Genomic DNA, 14,227 nt, shown 5'->3' on the forward strand with positions numbered 1-14,227 from the left:
GCTAACTTTTGCCACAATATCCTCCCTTATTTGTATGAAGAATCAGCGTTGCATGCAAAATCAATAGCTTGCACGCACAATTGCTTAAATTCACTGGACACGACACCATGAAAACGCTTTCTGCGCGCTACCGTCAGGCTCATAAAGAGGCCAAATGGGCAATCGGCCTTGCTCTGGCCTATTTCGCTTGGTGGTATTTTTCTGCCTATATGTTTGCACCATCTGCCGCCGAAGAAATATTACCTACCCTCTATTGGGGCTTTCCACTGTGGTTCTTCCTTGCCTGTATTATTGGCCCAATTCTATTCACCATACTCTGCGCTTTAATGGTGAAATACGTCTATCAAGATATGTCACTTGAAATAGAGCCGGAGGCTACCGATGAATAGTCAGCTGCTGATCCCGTTGGTGATCTATCTTATGGCCGTCTTTGCCTTAGCCATTTACACCCGCCGCCACCGTAACAGCGAAAGCGGCTTCCTCAACGAATATCTGGTGGGTAACCGCAGTATGGGCGGGTTCGTACTGGCAATGACACTGGCGGCAACCTATGCCAGTGCCAGCTCATTCATCGGGGGGCCTGGCGCCGCGTATAAAATGGGGCTTGGCTGGGTTTTATTGGCCATGATCCAACTCCCTGCAGCATGGCTAACTCTCGGCGTACTCGGCAAAAAATTCGCCATCGAGGCAAGGCGTCATAATGCCTTAACCCTCAATGATATTCTGTATGCTCGATACAAAAATAGAGCGGTCGTTATCCTTGCTTCAGTCGCGTTACTGCTGGCCTTTTTCGGCACCATGGTGGTGCAGTTTGTTGGCGGTGCTCGCCTATTACAAACCGTTACGGGCCTCTCTTATTCTCACGGCTTAATGCTATTTGCCATTACTGTCGGCTTATACACCACGATCGGTGGCTTCCGTGCCGTGGTCATGACCGATACCGTTCAGGGGGTCATGATGATCATCGGCACCATTGCCCTGTTGGTCGGCATTGTTCATGCTGGTGGAGGTGTCGGCACGTTGATCAGCGATCTTCATCAAATTGATCCAGCATTGATCACGCCCTATGGCCCTGATAATTTCCTGAGCCAACCCTTCATGCTCAGTTTTTGGGTCTTGGTATGTTTTGGCGTCATTGGATTACCACATGCCGCGGTACGCTGCATGTCGTACAAATCAACCCAATCGCTCCATCGCGGCATGGTGATTAGCACCGCGATGGTTGCCTTCCTAATGCTCGGAATGCACCTTGCAGGGGCGTTTGGACGGGCTATCGTGCCTGATATTGCCAGCCCTGATCAAATCATGCCAACTTTGATGATGACGGTACTGCCGCCAGCCTTTGCTGGTGTTTTTCTGGCGGGTCCAATGGCTGCCATTATGTCGACCATCGACTCACAGCTCATTCAAGCCTCTGCAACGCTGTTGAAAGATCTGTATCTCAACTACATCAACCCCAAAGCCGCTGAAGGACCAAACGCCGACAGTAAATTATCCAAGCTTTCATTATGGGTAACTGGGATTTTCTCAGCCTTGGTGTTTGTCGCTGCAACCAACCCGCCAGAAATGATTATTTGGCTCAATTTATTGGCCTTTGGTGGTATGCAGGCCGTATTCTTATGGCCGCTCGTACTTGGACTATATTGGAAAAAAGCCTCAGCAACAGGTGCGCTTGCTTCCATGGTCAGTGGTTTGCTGTGCTATATCGGCCTGTCTGTTATCAAACCCGACCTCGGTGGTATTCACGCCATTGTGCCAACACTGGCTATCGGACTTATTACGTTCATCATCGGTAGCCTAGCGAAACCCGTGCGGCTCCCTTCCCCGCAACACGTTTAAATTTGTTCAGCCGAAAGATAGCACCCCAGAGTGCTATCTTTTTTTATACTGGCTAAAAATCATGCTAGACTCCGCCCCCTTGAACCGTAGTCAACCAAAAAGCGAACTAACCATGCCTTGGATTCAAATTAAACTGAACGCAACTGCTGAAAATGCTGAAGCTATCGGCGACATGCTTATGGAAGAAACTGGTGCCTTATCAGTCACTTTCTTGGATGCCCAAGATACACCAGTATTCGAGCCGCTGCCGGGTGAAACCCGCCTCTGGGGTGATACCGATGTTATCGGTCTGTATGATGCTGAAACCGATATGAATTTCGTCTTGGACATGTTGAATAACAGCCCGCTGATTGCTGACGGCTTTGCCCATAAAGTGGAGCAATTAGAAGACAAGGACTGGGAACGAGAATGGATGGAAAACTTCCACCCTATGCGCTTCGGTCGTCGTCTATGGATCTGCCCAAGCTGGCGTGAAGTGCCTGAGCCTGACGCAGTGAATGTCATGTTAGACCCTGGGTTGGCTTTCGGTACAGGTACACACCCAACGACATCATTGTGTCTTGAGTGGCTAGACGGACAAGATTTAAACGGTAAAACCGTGATCGACTTCGGCTGTGGTTCTGGCATTTTAGCCATTGCCGCTATCAAACTTGGTGCTGCGAAAGTGATCGGTATTGATATTGACCCGCAAGCCATTTTAGCCTCGCGCGACAACGCAGAGCGTAATGGCGTGGCTGATCAACTAGAGCTATTCCTACCACAGAACCAACCTGAAAACATTCAGGCCGACGTGGTGGTTGCCAACATCCTAGCAGGGCCATTACGTGAGCTTTCGCCTGTGATTAAAAGCCTAGTGAAAGACGGTGGCCAATTAGCGATTTCTGGCGTACTAGAAACGCAAGCTGAAGACGTCGCGACATACTACAGTGATGAGCTAACGCTTGACCCACTAGCAGTACGTGAAGACTGGTGCCGTATCGCGGGTAATAAAGCGTAAAACTAGCACCTAGAAACAGAAATTTTCTGTTTATGAATTAGCCAATTGATTGAAAAACGTACATTTTTGCAATTCAAAAATGAAATGCTCAATTATTGGTCTTTTCACGAAGGGAAAAAATGCGTAAAATGCGCGCCCTTACTGGCATAGTCAGGAATAGACGTTTGAAGATCGGTCCATATCAACTTAAGAACCAACTGATAGTCGCACCCATGGCAGGTGTGACCGATCGGCCATTTCGTGAATTATGCTTGCGCTACGGTGCTGGCATGGCTGTTAGCGAGATGATGTCGTCGAATCCAGACCTGTGGAAAACCGCCAAATCTCAGAACCGTATGGTTCACGAAGGCGAGTCAGGGATCCGTTCTGTGCAAATTGCAGGCGCAGATCCCAAGCTGATGGCTGAAGCGGCACAATTTAGTGTTGAAAACGGTGCACAAATCATCGATATCAATATGGGTTGTCCCGCTAAAAAGGTCAATAAACGCCTAGCAGGCTCCGCCCTGCTACAGCACCCAGCACTGATCGAAGATATTCTTCGCACAGTAGTAGATGCTGTTGATGTACCCGTTACGCTGAAAACGCGGACAGGTTGGGATCTGGATAACCGAAACTGTGTTGATATTGCCAAACTAGCCGAACAATGTGGCATTCAAGCACTGGCACTGCATGGCAGAACCAAAGCTTGTATGTACAAAGGCGAGGCAGAATACGATTACATCAAAGCGGCGAAAGAAGCGATTTCGATTCCGGTTATAGCGAACGGTGATATCGACTCACCGGAAAAGGCACGCTTTGTACTGGATTACACCGGTGCCGATGCTTTGATGATTGGACGTCCTGCGCAAGGTCGCCCGTGGATTTTTAACGAAATCCACCACTACTTAACAACTGGCGAACACCTACCAGCACCATCTATGGATGAGGTTGGTAGCATTATGCTGGGTCATGTTCATGAATTACACCGTTTCTACGGTGAGTATCTTGGGTTACGCATTGCTCGTAAGCATGTGTCTTGGTACTTGAAAGAACACGCACCAGCAGGTGGCTTCCGCCAGACCTTCAACGCTATCGAGGATGCCCAACAGCAACTCGATGCGCTGCAAGGCTACTTCGAAAACGTTGCATAAATACTAGAAGAGCTTACAGAATATGTTCGAACAAAATCTGACTTCCGAAGCATTAACAGTGACAACTGTAACTTCACAAGACCAAATCACACAGAAGCCACTACGTGACTCTGTAAAAGCGTCGCTAAAAAACTACCTGGCTCAGTTAAACGGTCAGGAAGTCGATGATCTGTACGAGCTAGTGCTTGCTGAAGTTGAGCAGCCACTACTGGATACTATCATGCAGTACACACGCGGTAATCAAACTCGTGCAGCTACTATGATGGGTATCAACCGCGGTACTCTTCGCAAGAAACTAAAAAAATATGGCATGAACTAAGTATTTAGTTTACGCACAAATACTTAGGCCTGATGACTATCAGGCCTTTTTTATAGCCTCAATTCACTGTATCGCTAGACCCATACGCTGAAAAAGCCCTCACACATACCTCTGTTTCCGTTCTCATTATTGAAGTCGCCAACTTCTCTTCCTCAGCCATACTGTCTTTCTGAATACGCGATTGCTTTGTTACTCTCAAACAGAAGGTCATTTCAATGAACAACATTATCCGTTATCTCTTCATCTCTATAACAACCTTACTGATCTCAGCCACCAGTTTGGCTGCCCACCATGAAGAAAAAGCCGAAAAAGCGGAAAAAAACTTAGTGCAAGTTGCTGCCAACAATAGCGATTTCCAAACACTTGTTATGACACTGAAAGCTGCTGACTTAGTGGGTACCCTAGAAGGAAAAGGGCCATTTACCTTACTCGCCCCACTTGATGAAGCTTTTGAGAAGCTACCTGAAGGAGCGTTAGCACAACTGCTTGACCCAGAGAATAAGGAACAGCTCCAAGCCGTTCTGACCTACCACCTTCTTCCCGGTGCATTAACCGCAGAAGAAATTGCGAAGTTAAAGCTACCTGAAACCATCCAAGGCAGCACGGTGACAGTTGAGAATAACGATGGCGATATCACCATTAATGGCGCCAAAATACTGATCCCTGATATTCCAGCCAGCAACGGCGTGATCCACATTGTAGATACGGTACTCATCCCAGCCGAGGAATAGTCGCCAGTATCAAAAAAGCTTCGCATCAGCGAAGCTTTTTATCTGGTAGATCTAAAAAGACTAAAGATAATCGCACAGGTAAGCGGTTGGGTTTTCAACTTTAACCTCGAATGACGAATCACCCGGTACTTCAAAATCATCACCAGCACCATAGGTTTCCCAATCAATATGACCCGGTAGTTTCACCGTCAACTCGCCTTTTACCACCGTCATACGCTCAGGGGCAGCTGTACCGAAGGTATATTCCCCCGGTGCCATCACACCCACGCTGGTACGCTCGCCAGAGGTTTCAAAGCCGATCGATTTTACTTGGCTATCAAAATATTCATTCACTTTAAGCATGATTATCCTTATCAATAACAACGTGATACTTCGAAACTACCATAACTATTTAGCTTTCCCTAGTGAAAAGCATCCCGCTTTGTCTCATTTCTAAAGACCAGAATGTCGACACCCAATAGCCACTCACGAAGCAGGGTTCAAAGCACTAAGTAGCACCTATCTCATCGATGCTATATACCTAAAGGGGATGCGGGAGGCTCATCGGTTTATGCTTTGCAGCGTCCAGAACAGCATTGGGCTCCAGAGGCCTCATGCTCTGAATGGCTATCTTGCTCTCCTAACGCCTCAAGAATCGAGCAGTGGCTGGCGTTATCATCGGCATGGCCACAGCAGGCATCATTGATTTTTTTCAACGCATCACGAATGCGTTGCAACTCCGCCATTTTCATATCGACTTCCGCCAATTTAGCTTGGGTTATGGCCTTAACCTCTGCGCAACTATGCTGGCTCGCTTCTAATCGTATATCTAATAGCTCACGAATCTCATCAAGGCTTAAACCAACCGCCTTTGCACGGATAATAAATTTAATCCGCGATAGATCATCCTCACTGTACAGTCGATAACCACTATCACTGCGCCCCGCAGGCACGAGTAAGCCATTTTTTTCGTAAAAACGTAGGGTATCGCTGCTTACTTCACACCGTTTTGCCAGTTGCCCTATTAAATACATATCGACCTTTCTTTTTCGATGGCACAAACAAAAGCAAACGTTTGCGCAATGCTGAAATTAATGTAAAATACGTCGCGTAGATCACGATAACGATACACTTTATCCCTCGATTCTAGCCGAGAGTATTTACCAAAATCTAGCCTATTTACGATTGGGTTTTGGCAAATATTCCCCTGTGTATATAAAGAGATGGTTGCAATGGAAAACACTCGTCCTATCCGCCGCGCGCTAATTAGCGTGTCAGACAAAACTGGTATTGTTGAATTCGCACAAGCTCTTGCCGATCGTGGTGTAGATATTCTATCTACCGGTGGCACAGCTCGCCTGCTTGCTGAAAAAGGCATCTCTGTTACAGAAGTATCTGACTACACTGGCTTCCCTGAAATGATGGATGGCCGAGTTAAAACGTTGCACCCTAAAGTTCATGGTGGTGTTCTAGGCCGTCGTGGCCAAGATGATGGCATCATGGAGCAGCACGGTATCAACCCAATTGATATCGTTGTCGTAAACCTATACCCATTCGCTGAAACCGTAGCAAAAGAAGGCTGCACGCTTGCTGACGCTGTTGAGAACATCGATATCGGTGGTCCAACAATGGTTCGCTCTGCAGCGAAAAACCACAAAGACGTCACTATCGTGGTAAACGCACACGACTACGACCGCGTTGTTGCTGAAATGGATGCTAACGACAAGTCTGTAACGCTAGAGACACGTTTCGACCTAGCGATTGCTGCATTTGAGCATACCGCAGCATACGACGGCATGATCGCAAACTACTTCGGCACAATGGTTCCAAGCTACGGCGAGAACAAAGAAGGTGATGAGGAAAGCAAATTCCCTCGCACATTCAACCAGCAGTTCGAGAAAAAGCAAGACATGCGCTACGGCGAAAACAGCCACCAAGCAGCCGCATTCTATGTGGAAGCAAACCCAGAAGAAGCATCTGTTTCAACAGCTCGTCAAATCCAAGGTAAAGCGCTGTCTTACAACAACATCGCTGATACTGACGCAGCACTTGAGTGTGTGAAAGAGTTTAACGAACCAGCCTGTGTGATCGTTAAGCACGCAAACCCATGTGGCGTTGCGCTAGGTGAAGACATCCTAGAAGCTTACGACCGTGCTTTCAAAACAGACCCAACGTCAGCATTTGGCGGCATCATCGCATTCAACCGCGAATTAGATGCAGCAACAGCAACAGCAATTACGGAACGTCAATTTGTTGAGGTTATCATTGCACCTTCTGTTTCCGCTGAGGCCGTTGAAATCGTTGCCGCTAAGAAAAACCTTCGTCTACTTGAGTGTGGCGAATGGTCAGCGAAGACAACAGGCTTTGACGTCAAGCGCGTTAACGGCGGCCTACTGGTTCAAGATCGTGACCAAGGCATGGTTTCTGCTGACGACTTGAAAGTAGTATCTAAGCGTCAACCAACAGAAGAAGAGCTGAAAGATGCACTATTCTGCTGGAAAGTAGCAAAATACGTTAAATCAAACGCAATTGTTTACTCTAAGGGTGACATGACTATTGGTGTGGGCGCGGGCCAAATGAGCCGTGTTTACTCAGCAAAAATTGCAGGTATTAAAGCGGCTGACGAAGGTCTTCAAGTTGAAGGTTGTGTGATGGCGTCGGATGCATTCTTCCCATTCCGTGATGGTATTGATGCTGCAGCAGAAGCTGGTATTAAGTGTGTTATCCAGCCAGGCGGCTCGATGCGCGACCAAGAAGTGATTGATGCAGCCGACGAACACGGCATGGCGATGATCTTCACTGGCATGCGCCACTTCCGCCACTAATTTCCTCATCGTATTTGGCACTGTGGCGTCGTTAACTGCTTTGAGCAAAACTTATAATTTTGTTTTTTAAATATTCCGATATTTGAAATACGTTAGAGCAAGTCAGTGGCTTTAGTTCAAGGAAAACACGCGGAGCTTATGACCATAAGTGAGCATGTTTGACACAGAAATAAAGACACTGACGCAGCTATAAGGATTTTAAAACATGAATGTATTGATTATTGGTGCCGGTGGTCGTGAGCACGCACTTGGTTGGAAAGCAGCACAAAACCCAAACGTTGAAACCGTATTCATCGCTCCGGGTAACGCAGGTACTGCACTTGAGCCTAAACTTAAGAACATAAACATCGGCGTTGAAGACATCGCGGGGTTAGTCGCGTTTGCTCAAGAGAAAAAAATCGAACTAACCATCGTTGGTCCTGAAGCGCCATTGGTTATTGGCGTGGTTGACGCATTCCGCGAAGTAGGCCTGCCAATCTTTGGTCCAACTCAAGCAGCAGCACAGCTAGAAGGGTCTAAAGCATTCACCAAAGACTTCCTAGCTCGTCATGATATCCCGACAGGTTACTACTCAAACTTCACTGAGATTGAGCCAGCTATCGCTTATGTACGCGAACAAGGCGCGCCAATCGTCGTGAAAGCTGACGGTCTTGCCGCAGGTAAAGGCGTTATCGTTGCAATGACGCTTGAAGAAGCCGAAGACGCAATCAAAGACATGCTAGCGGGCAACGCATTTGGCGAAGCGGGCAGCCGCGTAGTGATCGAAGAGTTCCTTGAAGGCGAAGAAGCAAGCTTCATCGTGATGGTTGACGGCTCTAGCGTACTTCCTATGGCCACCAGCCAAGACCACAAACGTGTTGGCGACAAAGACACAGGCCCTAACACGGGCGGCATGGGTGCTTACTCTCCAGCTCCAGTTGTGACTCCAGAAATCCACAACCGTATCCTTGAGGAAGTTATCTACCCAACAGTACGTGGTATGGATGCAGAAGGCGCTCCTTACACTGGCTTCCTATACGCGGGTTTGATGATCGATGCTGACGGTACACCGAAAGTCATCGAATATAACTGCCGATTTGGCGATCCTGAAACGCAGCCTATCATGATGCGTATGGAGTCGGATCTTGTTGAGCTTTGTTTGATGGCTATCGACGAGAAGCTTGATGAAGCCGAATCTAAATGGGATCCACGCGCTTCTATTGGCGTTGTTCTTGCTGCTGGCGGTTACCCTGCTGACTACGCAAAAGGCGATGTTATTTCGCTACCAACTAGCGAAGTTGAAGGCCAGAAAGTCTTCCACGCGGGTACCACAAATAACGAAGCTGGCGACGTTGTGACAAACGGCGGCCGTGTACTTTGTGCAACGGCATTGGGTAACACGGTTTCTGAGGCTCAGGAACGTGCTTACGCGCTAACGAAGCAAGTTAGCTGGAATGGTATGTTCCACCGCAATGACATCGGTTACCGTGCCATTGAGCGCGAACAAGAGGCATAAACGTTTCAACTTCTGCCCTACTAATAAAAAAACGCGCCCGTGGCGCGTTTTTTTATTGAAAGCCTGACTGAAAGCACAGTTAACTTTTTCGGTGCCCCTGATCTTAATCCAGCAAAGATGGCGCCCCAAGACAGGCTGGCTGGGTATTATTGAGCATGAGCAAGCGACTTGCTGTTAGCGAATTGCGGCGAACCTTACCAGTCACCATCATGTACCCTTTTTGTTCAAGCTCATTCAATTGCTCTACTGAAAAGTCAGGAAGTGCTGGGCTAAACGTCACATCAAGCTTTCGATCATCACCACAGCGGTAAAACTCCCCCTGTCGCCAATAACCTTGAATCAAAGACTGATCGTCTCTACGTTGCTGCCTCACGGCATTCGTGCCTTGCCGAGCTTCATCAAGCAGCTGGTCGAGTTCAGCATTGGTTAGCGGGATCACTTCATTCCCTACGCTATAGCGCTGAAATACCGCGCTGCCCCGAGTGTCATAGCGTACATGCAAAGCAAAAGGCTTAAGCTCTTGCTCATCGAGCATTTCCCCTTCGCGTTTAATTTCTCTTAATTTACCATCGCGCCAACGGTAATCAGATTGATAGTGGCCATAATCTCCGGCCATGACACGCTCAGCAAGCTTCACAGGACGATTCTGCTGCGAGGTAAACCAATAAAGTGAAGTGGTATCGCCGAGACTCTGACCGCCAGTATGGGTCAAGATTGGCGTAAGGGTATTTTCAGGAACAGTCGGATTAGAAGCACACCCAGCTAAAAGCGAGATGGTAAGAATAGTCAATAAGCGTTTCATGAAAAACTCCGCCAGATAAGAGATGCCTGGCGGAGTATAGATTATTTCACTGCGTCTTTCAGTGCTTTACCTGATACGAATGCAGGAACATTTGCAGCAGCGATCTGGATTTCTTGACCCGTTTGTGGGTTACGGCCAGTACGTGCAGCGCGGTGGTTCACTTTAAAAGTACCAAAGCCAATTAGTTGAACCTGCTCACCTTCTTTCAGCGCATCAGTAATACCGTCTAGAGTCGACTCTAGTGCAACTTTTGCTTGAGCTTTAGAAAGATCTGCTTTTTCAGCGATCAGGTCAATCAGTTGGGTCTTGTTCATTCGTTTTCCCTTCTAAGGTTTTTCTTTATAGACGCATCAACTCTAATTCAAAAGAAGCCCGTGTGGCAAAGGTTTGTCGGCAATCATGTGCTTAGGTGAGGACTCTTTAACCATAAACTGAGCGCAAGTTCACAAAATGTTACTAATATCACAGATGAAATAGTTGTATTTATTCGCTCGTTCCCCGATTAATATAGCTGTAATCCCGTTAACAGCTAACAAGGTAAGCATGATACTCCTTACGATTTACATCGCCGTGGCGATTGGTGTTTCGTTTATTTGTTCGGTTCTTGAAGCCGTACTACTTAGTATTTCCCCAAGCTACATTGGCACTTTGCGCCAACAAAACCACCCTGCGGCACCGCGCCTCGCAGCCCTAAAAGATAATATCGACCGCCCATTGGCGTCGATCCTAACGCTAAATACCATTGCGCATACTATCGGTGCCGCAACCGCGGGTGCTCAAGCCGCTGTTGTATTCGGTAGTCAATGGCTCGGGGTTTTCTCCGGCGTGCTAACGATCGCGATTTTGCTGTTCTCTGAAATTATTCCCAAAACCATTGGCGCGACCTACTGGCGACAGCTTGCACCGGCTTCAGCTTCATTGCTTCGTTGGATGGTGTGGGCACTGACACCGTTTGTTTGGGTGTCAGAGCAAATTACCCGCCGGCTATCACGCGGTCATCAGGCACCTAAATTACGCGATGAGCTCTCTGCGATGGCGATGCTGGCAATAGAGTCTGGCGAGCTGGCTGAAGGTGAATCAAAAATTATGACCAACCTGCTCCAGTTCCGTGATGTAAACGTGAACAAAATCATGACACCTCGCCCAGTGTTGTTCCGTATCGAGGCCGAGCAGCCGATCAACGAGTTTCTGTCGAAACACAAAGACAGTCCGTTTTCGCGCCCGCTGGTATATAGCGAGCAAAAAGACAATATACTTGGCTTTGTTCACCGCCTTGAACTGTTTGCCGAAAGCCAAGCTGGTCGTGGTCAGCAGGAATTAGGGACATTGATGCGCCCATTACCTGTGATCATGAACACATCGAGCGTACCAAAAGCTTTCGAGCAACTCATGAAAGAGCGCTCACAGCTGATTTTGGTGGTTGATGAATACGGCACAGTACAAGGCTTGGTAACGATGGAAGACATCTTTGAAAGCCTCGTTGGCGAAGAGATTGTCGATGAAGCCGATAAAAATACCGATATGCAGCAGCTGGCGTTCCAACGCTGGGAGGCTTGGAAAAAAACGCATGGCGTCATCGAGAGCAAAGACGACGAATAATTTTTATCGTTAAATCAATTCATACCATAAAGGGGCGTTTCGCCCCTTTTTTATTAAATCACTCAATCACTGATGGTGGCATTGCCAGAAGAAGCATTACGCCCAACTAGCATCGAGAGCATTAATCCTAACCCTATCGCAATAACCGTTGGGGTAACCCATCCCGCAAATTCGTTATACAGCGGTAAATAGGAGGCATAAAAATCATTCATTTCTGTCGGCATGTACCCTAGGATATGCACCGCATCCATCGCGCCAAATACCGTTGCAACCAGCATTACCCCAAGCACCGCACGGGATGAAATGTATTTTTGTAATGGGGCTATCAATAAAAGCGCTATCGCAATTGGATGAAGGGCGACGACCACTGGCAATGTGATGGCTAGCAACTGCTCCAGCCCCATGTTTGCGATAACCCCCGCAAGTAGCATCGTCAACCAAACACTTTTCCGGTAAGACACCGCTGAAAATGTACGGCTATAGAATTCGCTGCCGGCAGTTGCCACCCCAATTGACGTGGTCAAACAGGCCAATAGCATAACGCTACCCAACAACAGCGTACCAAGCACACCAAAATGAAAGGTGGTAAATGCTGTTAGTATTTCTCCACCATTAGAAAAGTCAGTGCCTAAATTGGCACTCGTCACACCAATGTAAGCTAAAACGATATAGACCAATGCCATGCCGACTGCATATATCATCGCCGCGATTAAGGTGTATTTAGCGGTCGCTTTCGGGCATTTAACCCCCATGCTTTCTATTGCTCGAAAGATCACCCAACCAAAGCCTATGGAACCCAAAGCATCCATTGTCATGTAGCCTTGGGTTAGCCCTTCCGCCATCGCACCATTGATATAAGCACCTTTGACTTCTAACACCTCCCCGCCAGGAAACACGCAAGCAAAAATCGCCATGATGGTTAATATCACCAACAGTGCAGGTGTCAGCCATTTCCCCAAGCTGTTAATCAATTTACCGGGGTACAGCGAAAACCCTACCGTCACTAAGCAAAAAGCCAGCGTAAATGGCAACAAGGCGCTATCACCTAAAAATGGGGCAAAGCTAAACTGATAAGCAACCGTGATCGCACGGGGGATCACAAAGGCAGGGCCAATAACAATGAAAACTAATACCCAAAAGCTGGTCGCTAATGATTGAGGTAACATTGACGTCAGGTTATCGGAGCCTTTTACCAGCGCCACCATAACCAAAGCAAAAGCAGGTAACCCGACCCCTGTAAGCAAGAAACCAACCATCCCGCTAAAGACATTACCTCCGGATTGATAGCCAAGAAAAGGTGGAAAAATAAGGTTTCCAGCCCCTAAATACATGGCGAACGTCATGAAGCCCAAAGCGGCGATATTGCGTATGCTTAACATAATATTCCTCGAACAGCATTCAGCTTGGAGGAAACAGAGAGGGGAAAATACAAGGAGATTTAGACCTGTCAGCTTCATCACAAGCTGACAGAAAAAAGTATGGCCTGTCAGCCCCGAACGAGATTCAGAGAGAGCAGGAGGAGAAGGCTAGACGCAATAGCACATCGGCTATTGGTGTTCGCAATACTATGAGGCTTTAATGTAATCACGCTCATTCCTACTCTAAAACAGGTCAAAAAAGACAGAGCCACTTGGCTCTCAACAACACTTGTTATAAACGGACACCGAATAAGAAAACAACCCACAAAAGAATATAAATATTAAAAACCGATATTCACACGATTATCGATATTTAGCTTCGAATTTAAACCAAAAATCGGATTAATTAACTTAACCTAAAAGTAACAAGTACAATGCTTGAAGATATAGCGATAAAAAAAGGAGCCTAAAGGCTCCTCTCTTCATTTCAGTACGTTATAGTTCAATACCAATATTACTCACAGGCTCATCTCGTAACTCTTGGCGTAAGTCTTTAATCAACTCAATATCGCGGCGCTCTGCTTCTTTCAGAGCACGGAAAATCGCCCACTGCATATCCCACTCAGCACAAATGGCTTCATTTTCTTTTTGGTTTTCGTTGGTGATCTCAATTCCAGTCTGTGCAAATTCAAGATCTGCAACTGTTTCTGCTGACAAAGAGCTTATCTTTTCTAGGGTTTCAACCATTAAATCACGATCAAGCATCGCATGCAGTAAATCCGCCAGCGCAACGCACGCATCAATCGCAGGGTTAACTGCATAAAGATCATGATCGTCGCTGCTTGGTACTAGCTCTTCTAATTTCTCCAACTGGTTTTCGAAATTAATTTTGGCCGTTTTGACTGTCAGGATTTCCCAAATACTATCCAAAATAGAGCGGTATTTTTGCTCATTGGCAAACTCCGTTTCCTGACAAAAGAACGCATAATTCGGGTACATTCTTTCACAAAGGGAAACCATAAAGGTAATGTGTTGCCATGGTTCTAGTTTTTCTACACGAAGCTGAACAGGATTCTTTAGCATGGAATAGTCTGCAATAGTGGTTTGACCCGGATCTTACTTGTATCCCCCAGCCACTTCAACATGTGAACTA

15 protein-coding genes are annotated in these 14,227 nt (G+C 47.1%); 9 read left to right on the forward strand and 6 right to left on the reverse strand.

Annotation, left to right across the window (positions count from 1 at the left end; genetic code table 11):
* The first annotated feature begins 107 nt into the window (after positions 1–107).
* From L4D78_RS20315 to L4D78_RS20340, 6 genes are all read left to right on the forward strand, one after another.
* Positions 108–389 carry a YhdT family protein gene (locus L4D78_RS20315; RefSeq protein WP_428468624.1) on the forward strand — a complete coding sequence of 94 codons (282 nt, stop codon included), beginning with the start codon at positions 108–110 and terminating at the stop codon, positions 387–389.
* Positions 382–1,839, forward strand: coding sequence for a sodium/pantothenate symporter (gene panF / locus L4D78_RS20320; protein WP_428468625.1), 1,458 nt, complete (start codon positions 382–384; stop codon positions 1,837–1,839). The genes L4D78_RS20315 and panF overlap by 8 nt, the downstream gene beginning before the upstream one ends.
* A gap of 112 nt (positions 1,840–1,951) precedes the next feature.
* Entirely contained in the window at positions 1,952–2,836 is an 885-nt protein-coding gene (prmA, locus tag L4D78_RS20325) for a 50S ribosomal protein L11 methyltransferase (RefSeq protein WP_428468643.1), read from the forward strand.
* A gap of 164 nt (positions 2,837–3,000) precedes the next feature.
* Positions 3,001–3,966: a tRNA dihydrouridine synthase DusB gene (gene dusB, locus L4D78_RS20330; protein ID WP_428468644.1), complete on the forward strand. Its 966-nt coding sequence runs from the start codon at positions 3,001–3,003 to the stop codon at positions 3,964–3,966.
* A gap of 22 nt (positions 3,967–3,988) precedes the next feature.
* Entirely contained in the window at positions 3,989–4,285 is a 297-nt protein-coding gene (fis, locus tag L4D78_RS20335; protein WP_005372656.1) for a DNA-binding transcriptional regulator Fis, read from the forward strand.
* Between the two features lie 215 nt (positions 4,286–4,500).
* The gene (locus L4D78_RS20340) at positions 4,501–5,016 is read left to right on the forward strand and encodes a fasciclin domain-containing protein (protein ID WP_428468626.1); all 516 of its coding nucleotides are present in this window, start codon (positions 4,501–4,503) and stop codon (positions 5,014–5,016) included.
* A 60-nt stretch (positions 5,017–5,076) separates the two neighbouring features.
* Here the strand turns inward: L4D78_RS20340 and ppnP are convergent, their stop codons facing one another.
* The gene (gene ppnP / locus L4D78_RS20345) at positions 5,077–5,358 is read right to left on the reverse strand and encodes a pyrimidine/purine nucleoside phosphorylase (RefSeq protein WP_428468627.1); all 282 of its coding nucleotides are present in this window, start codon (positions 5,356–5,358) and stop codon (positions 5,077–5,079) included.
* Positions 5,359–5,564: 206 nt separating this feature from the next.
* Entirely contained in the window at positions 5,565–6,029 is a 465-nt protein-coding gene (gene zntR, locus L4D78_RS20350) for a Zn(2+)-responsive transcriptional regulator (RefSeq protein WP_428468628.1), read from the reverse strand.
* Positions 6,030–6,227: 198 nt separating this feature from the next.
* Between zntR and purH the strand changes: the two genes are divergently transcribed.
* On the forward strand, positions 6,228–7,820 hold the full coding sequence (gene purH, locus L4D78_RS20355) for a bifunctional phosphoribosylaminoimidazolecarboxamide formyltransferase/IMP cyclohydrolase (protein WP_428468629.1): 1,593 nt from the start codon (positions 6,228–6,230) through the stop codon (positions 7,818–7,820).
* 205 nt (positions 7,821–8,025) lie between these two features.
* On the forward strand, positions 8,026–9,315 hold the full coding sequence (purD, locus tag L4D78_RS20360) for a phosphoribosylamine--glycine ligase (RefSeq protein WP_428468630.1): 1,290 nt from the start codon (positions 8,026–8,028) through the stop codon (positions 9,313–9,315).
* Between the two features lie 103 nt (positions 9,316–9,418).
* Here purD and L4D78_RS20365 read toward each other — a convergent pair whose 3' ends face one another.
* Positions 9,419–10,117 carry a DUF1481 domain-containing protein gene (locus L4D78_RS20365; protein ID WP_428468631.1) on the reverse strand — a complete coding sequence of 233 codons (699 nt, stop codon included), beginning with the start codon at positions 10,115–10,117 and terminating at the stop codon, positions 9,419–9,421.
* Positions 10,118–10,158: 41 nt separating this feature from the next.
* Positions 10,159–10,431: a nucleoid-associated protein HU-alpha gene (gene hupA / locus L4D78_RS20370; protein WP_428458437.1), complete on the reverse strand. Its 273-nt coding sequence runs from the start codon at positions 10,429–10,431 to the stop codon at positions 10,159–10,161.
* 229 nt (positions 10,432–10,660) lie between these two features.
* On the opposite strand from hupA, the gene L4D78_RS20375 reads away from it, so the two are divergent.
* Complete coding sequence (locus tag L4D78_RS20375) at positions 10,661–11,716, forward strand: CNNM domain-containing protein (RefSeq protein ID WP_428468632.1); 1,056 nt, start codon at positions 10,661–10,663, stop codon at positions 11,714–11,716.
* Between the two features lie 62 nt (positions 11,717–11,778).
* Here the strand turns inward: L4D78_RS20375 and brnQ are convergent, their stop codons facing one another.
* Entirely contained in the window at positions 11,779–13,095 is a 1,317-nt protein-coding gene (gene brnQ / locus L4D78_RS20380) for a branched-chain amino acid transport system II carrier protein (RefSeq protein WP_428468633.1), read from the reverse strand.
* A gap of 474 nt (positions 13,096–13,569) precedes the next feature.
* A complete protein-coding gene (locus L4D78_RS20385) occupies positions 13,570–14,157 on the reverse strand; it encodes a YjaG family protein (RefSeq protein ID WP_428458434.1) in 588 nt (195 codons plus the stop codon).
* Positions 14,158–14,227 lie beyond the last annotated feature (70 nt).

Source organism: Photobacterium minamisatsumaniensis (assembly GCF_050336695.1).
In the GTDB taxonomy this organism is placed as follows: domain Bacteria; phylum Pseudomonadota; class Gammaproteobacteria; order Enterobacterales; family Vibrionaceae; genus Photobacterium; species Photobacterium minamisatsumaniensis.

Excerpts from the sequence above, each read along its gene's own strand:
- L4D78_RS20315 (WP_428468624.1), top strand. The coding sequence starts at position 108 with ATGAAAACGCTTTCTGCGCGCTACCGTCAGGCTCATAAAGAGGCCAAA.
- panF (WP_428468625.1), top strand. The coding sequence starts at position 382 with ATGAATAGTCAGCTGCTGATCCCGTTGGTGATCTATCTTATGGCCGTC.
- prmA (WP_428468643.1), top strand. The coding sequence starts at position 1,952 with ATGCCTTGGATTCAAATTAAACTGAACGCAACTGCTGAAAATGCTGAA.
- fis (WP_005372656.1), top strand. The coding sequence starts at position 3,989 with ATGTTCGAACAAAATCTGACTTCCGAAGCATTAACAGTGACAACTGTA.
- L4D78_RS20340 (WP_428468626.1), top strand. The coding sequence starts at position 4,501 with ATGAACAACATTATCCGTTATCTCTTCATCTCTATAACAACCTTACTG.
- ppnP (WP_428468627.1), bottom strand. The coding sequence starts at position 5,358 with ATGCTTAAAGTGAATGAATATTTTGATAGCCAAGTAAAATCGATCGGC.
- zntR (WP_428468628.1), bottom strand. The coding sequence starts at position 6,029 with ATGTATTTAATAGGGCAACTGGCAAAACGGTGTGAAGTAAGCAGCGAT.
- purH (WP_428468629.1), top strand. The coding sequence starts at position 6,228 with ATGGAAAACACTCGTCCTATCCGCCGCGCGCTAATTAGCGTGTCAGAC.
- purD (WP_428468630.1), top strand. The coding sequence starts at position 8,026 with ATGAATGTATTGATTATTGGTGCCGGTGGTCGTGAGCACGCACTTGGT.
- L4D78_RS20365 (WP_428468631.1), bottom strand. The coding sequence starts at position 10,117 with ATGAAACGCTTATTGACTATTCTTACCATCTCGCTTTTAGCTGGGTGT.
- hupA (WP_428458437.1), bottom strand. The coding sequence starts at position 10,431 with ATGAACAAGACCCAACTGATTGACCTGATCGCTGAAAAAGCAGATCTT.
- L4D78_RS20375 (WP_428468632.1), top strand. The coding sequence starts at position 10,661 with ATGATACTCCTTACGATTTACATCGCCGTGGCGATTGGTGTTTCGTTT.
- brnQ (WP_428468633.1), bottom strand. The coding sequence starts at position 13,095 with ATGTTAAGCATACGCAATATCGCCGCTTTGGGCTTCATGACGTTCGCC.
- L4D78_RS20385 (WP_428458434.1), bottom strand. The coding sequence starts at position 14,157 with ATGCTAAAGAATCCTGTTCAGCTTCGTGTAGAAAAACTAGAACCATGG.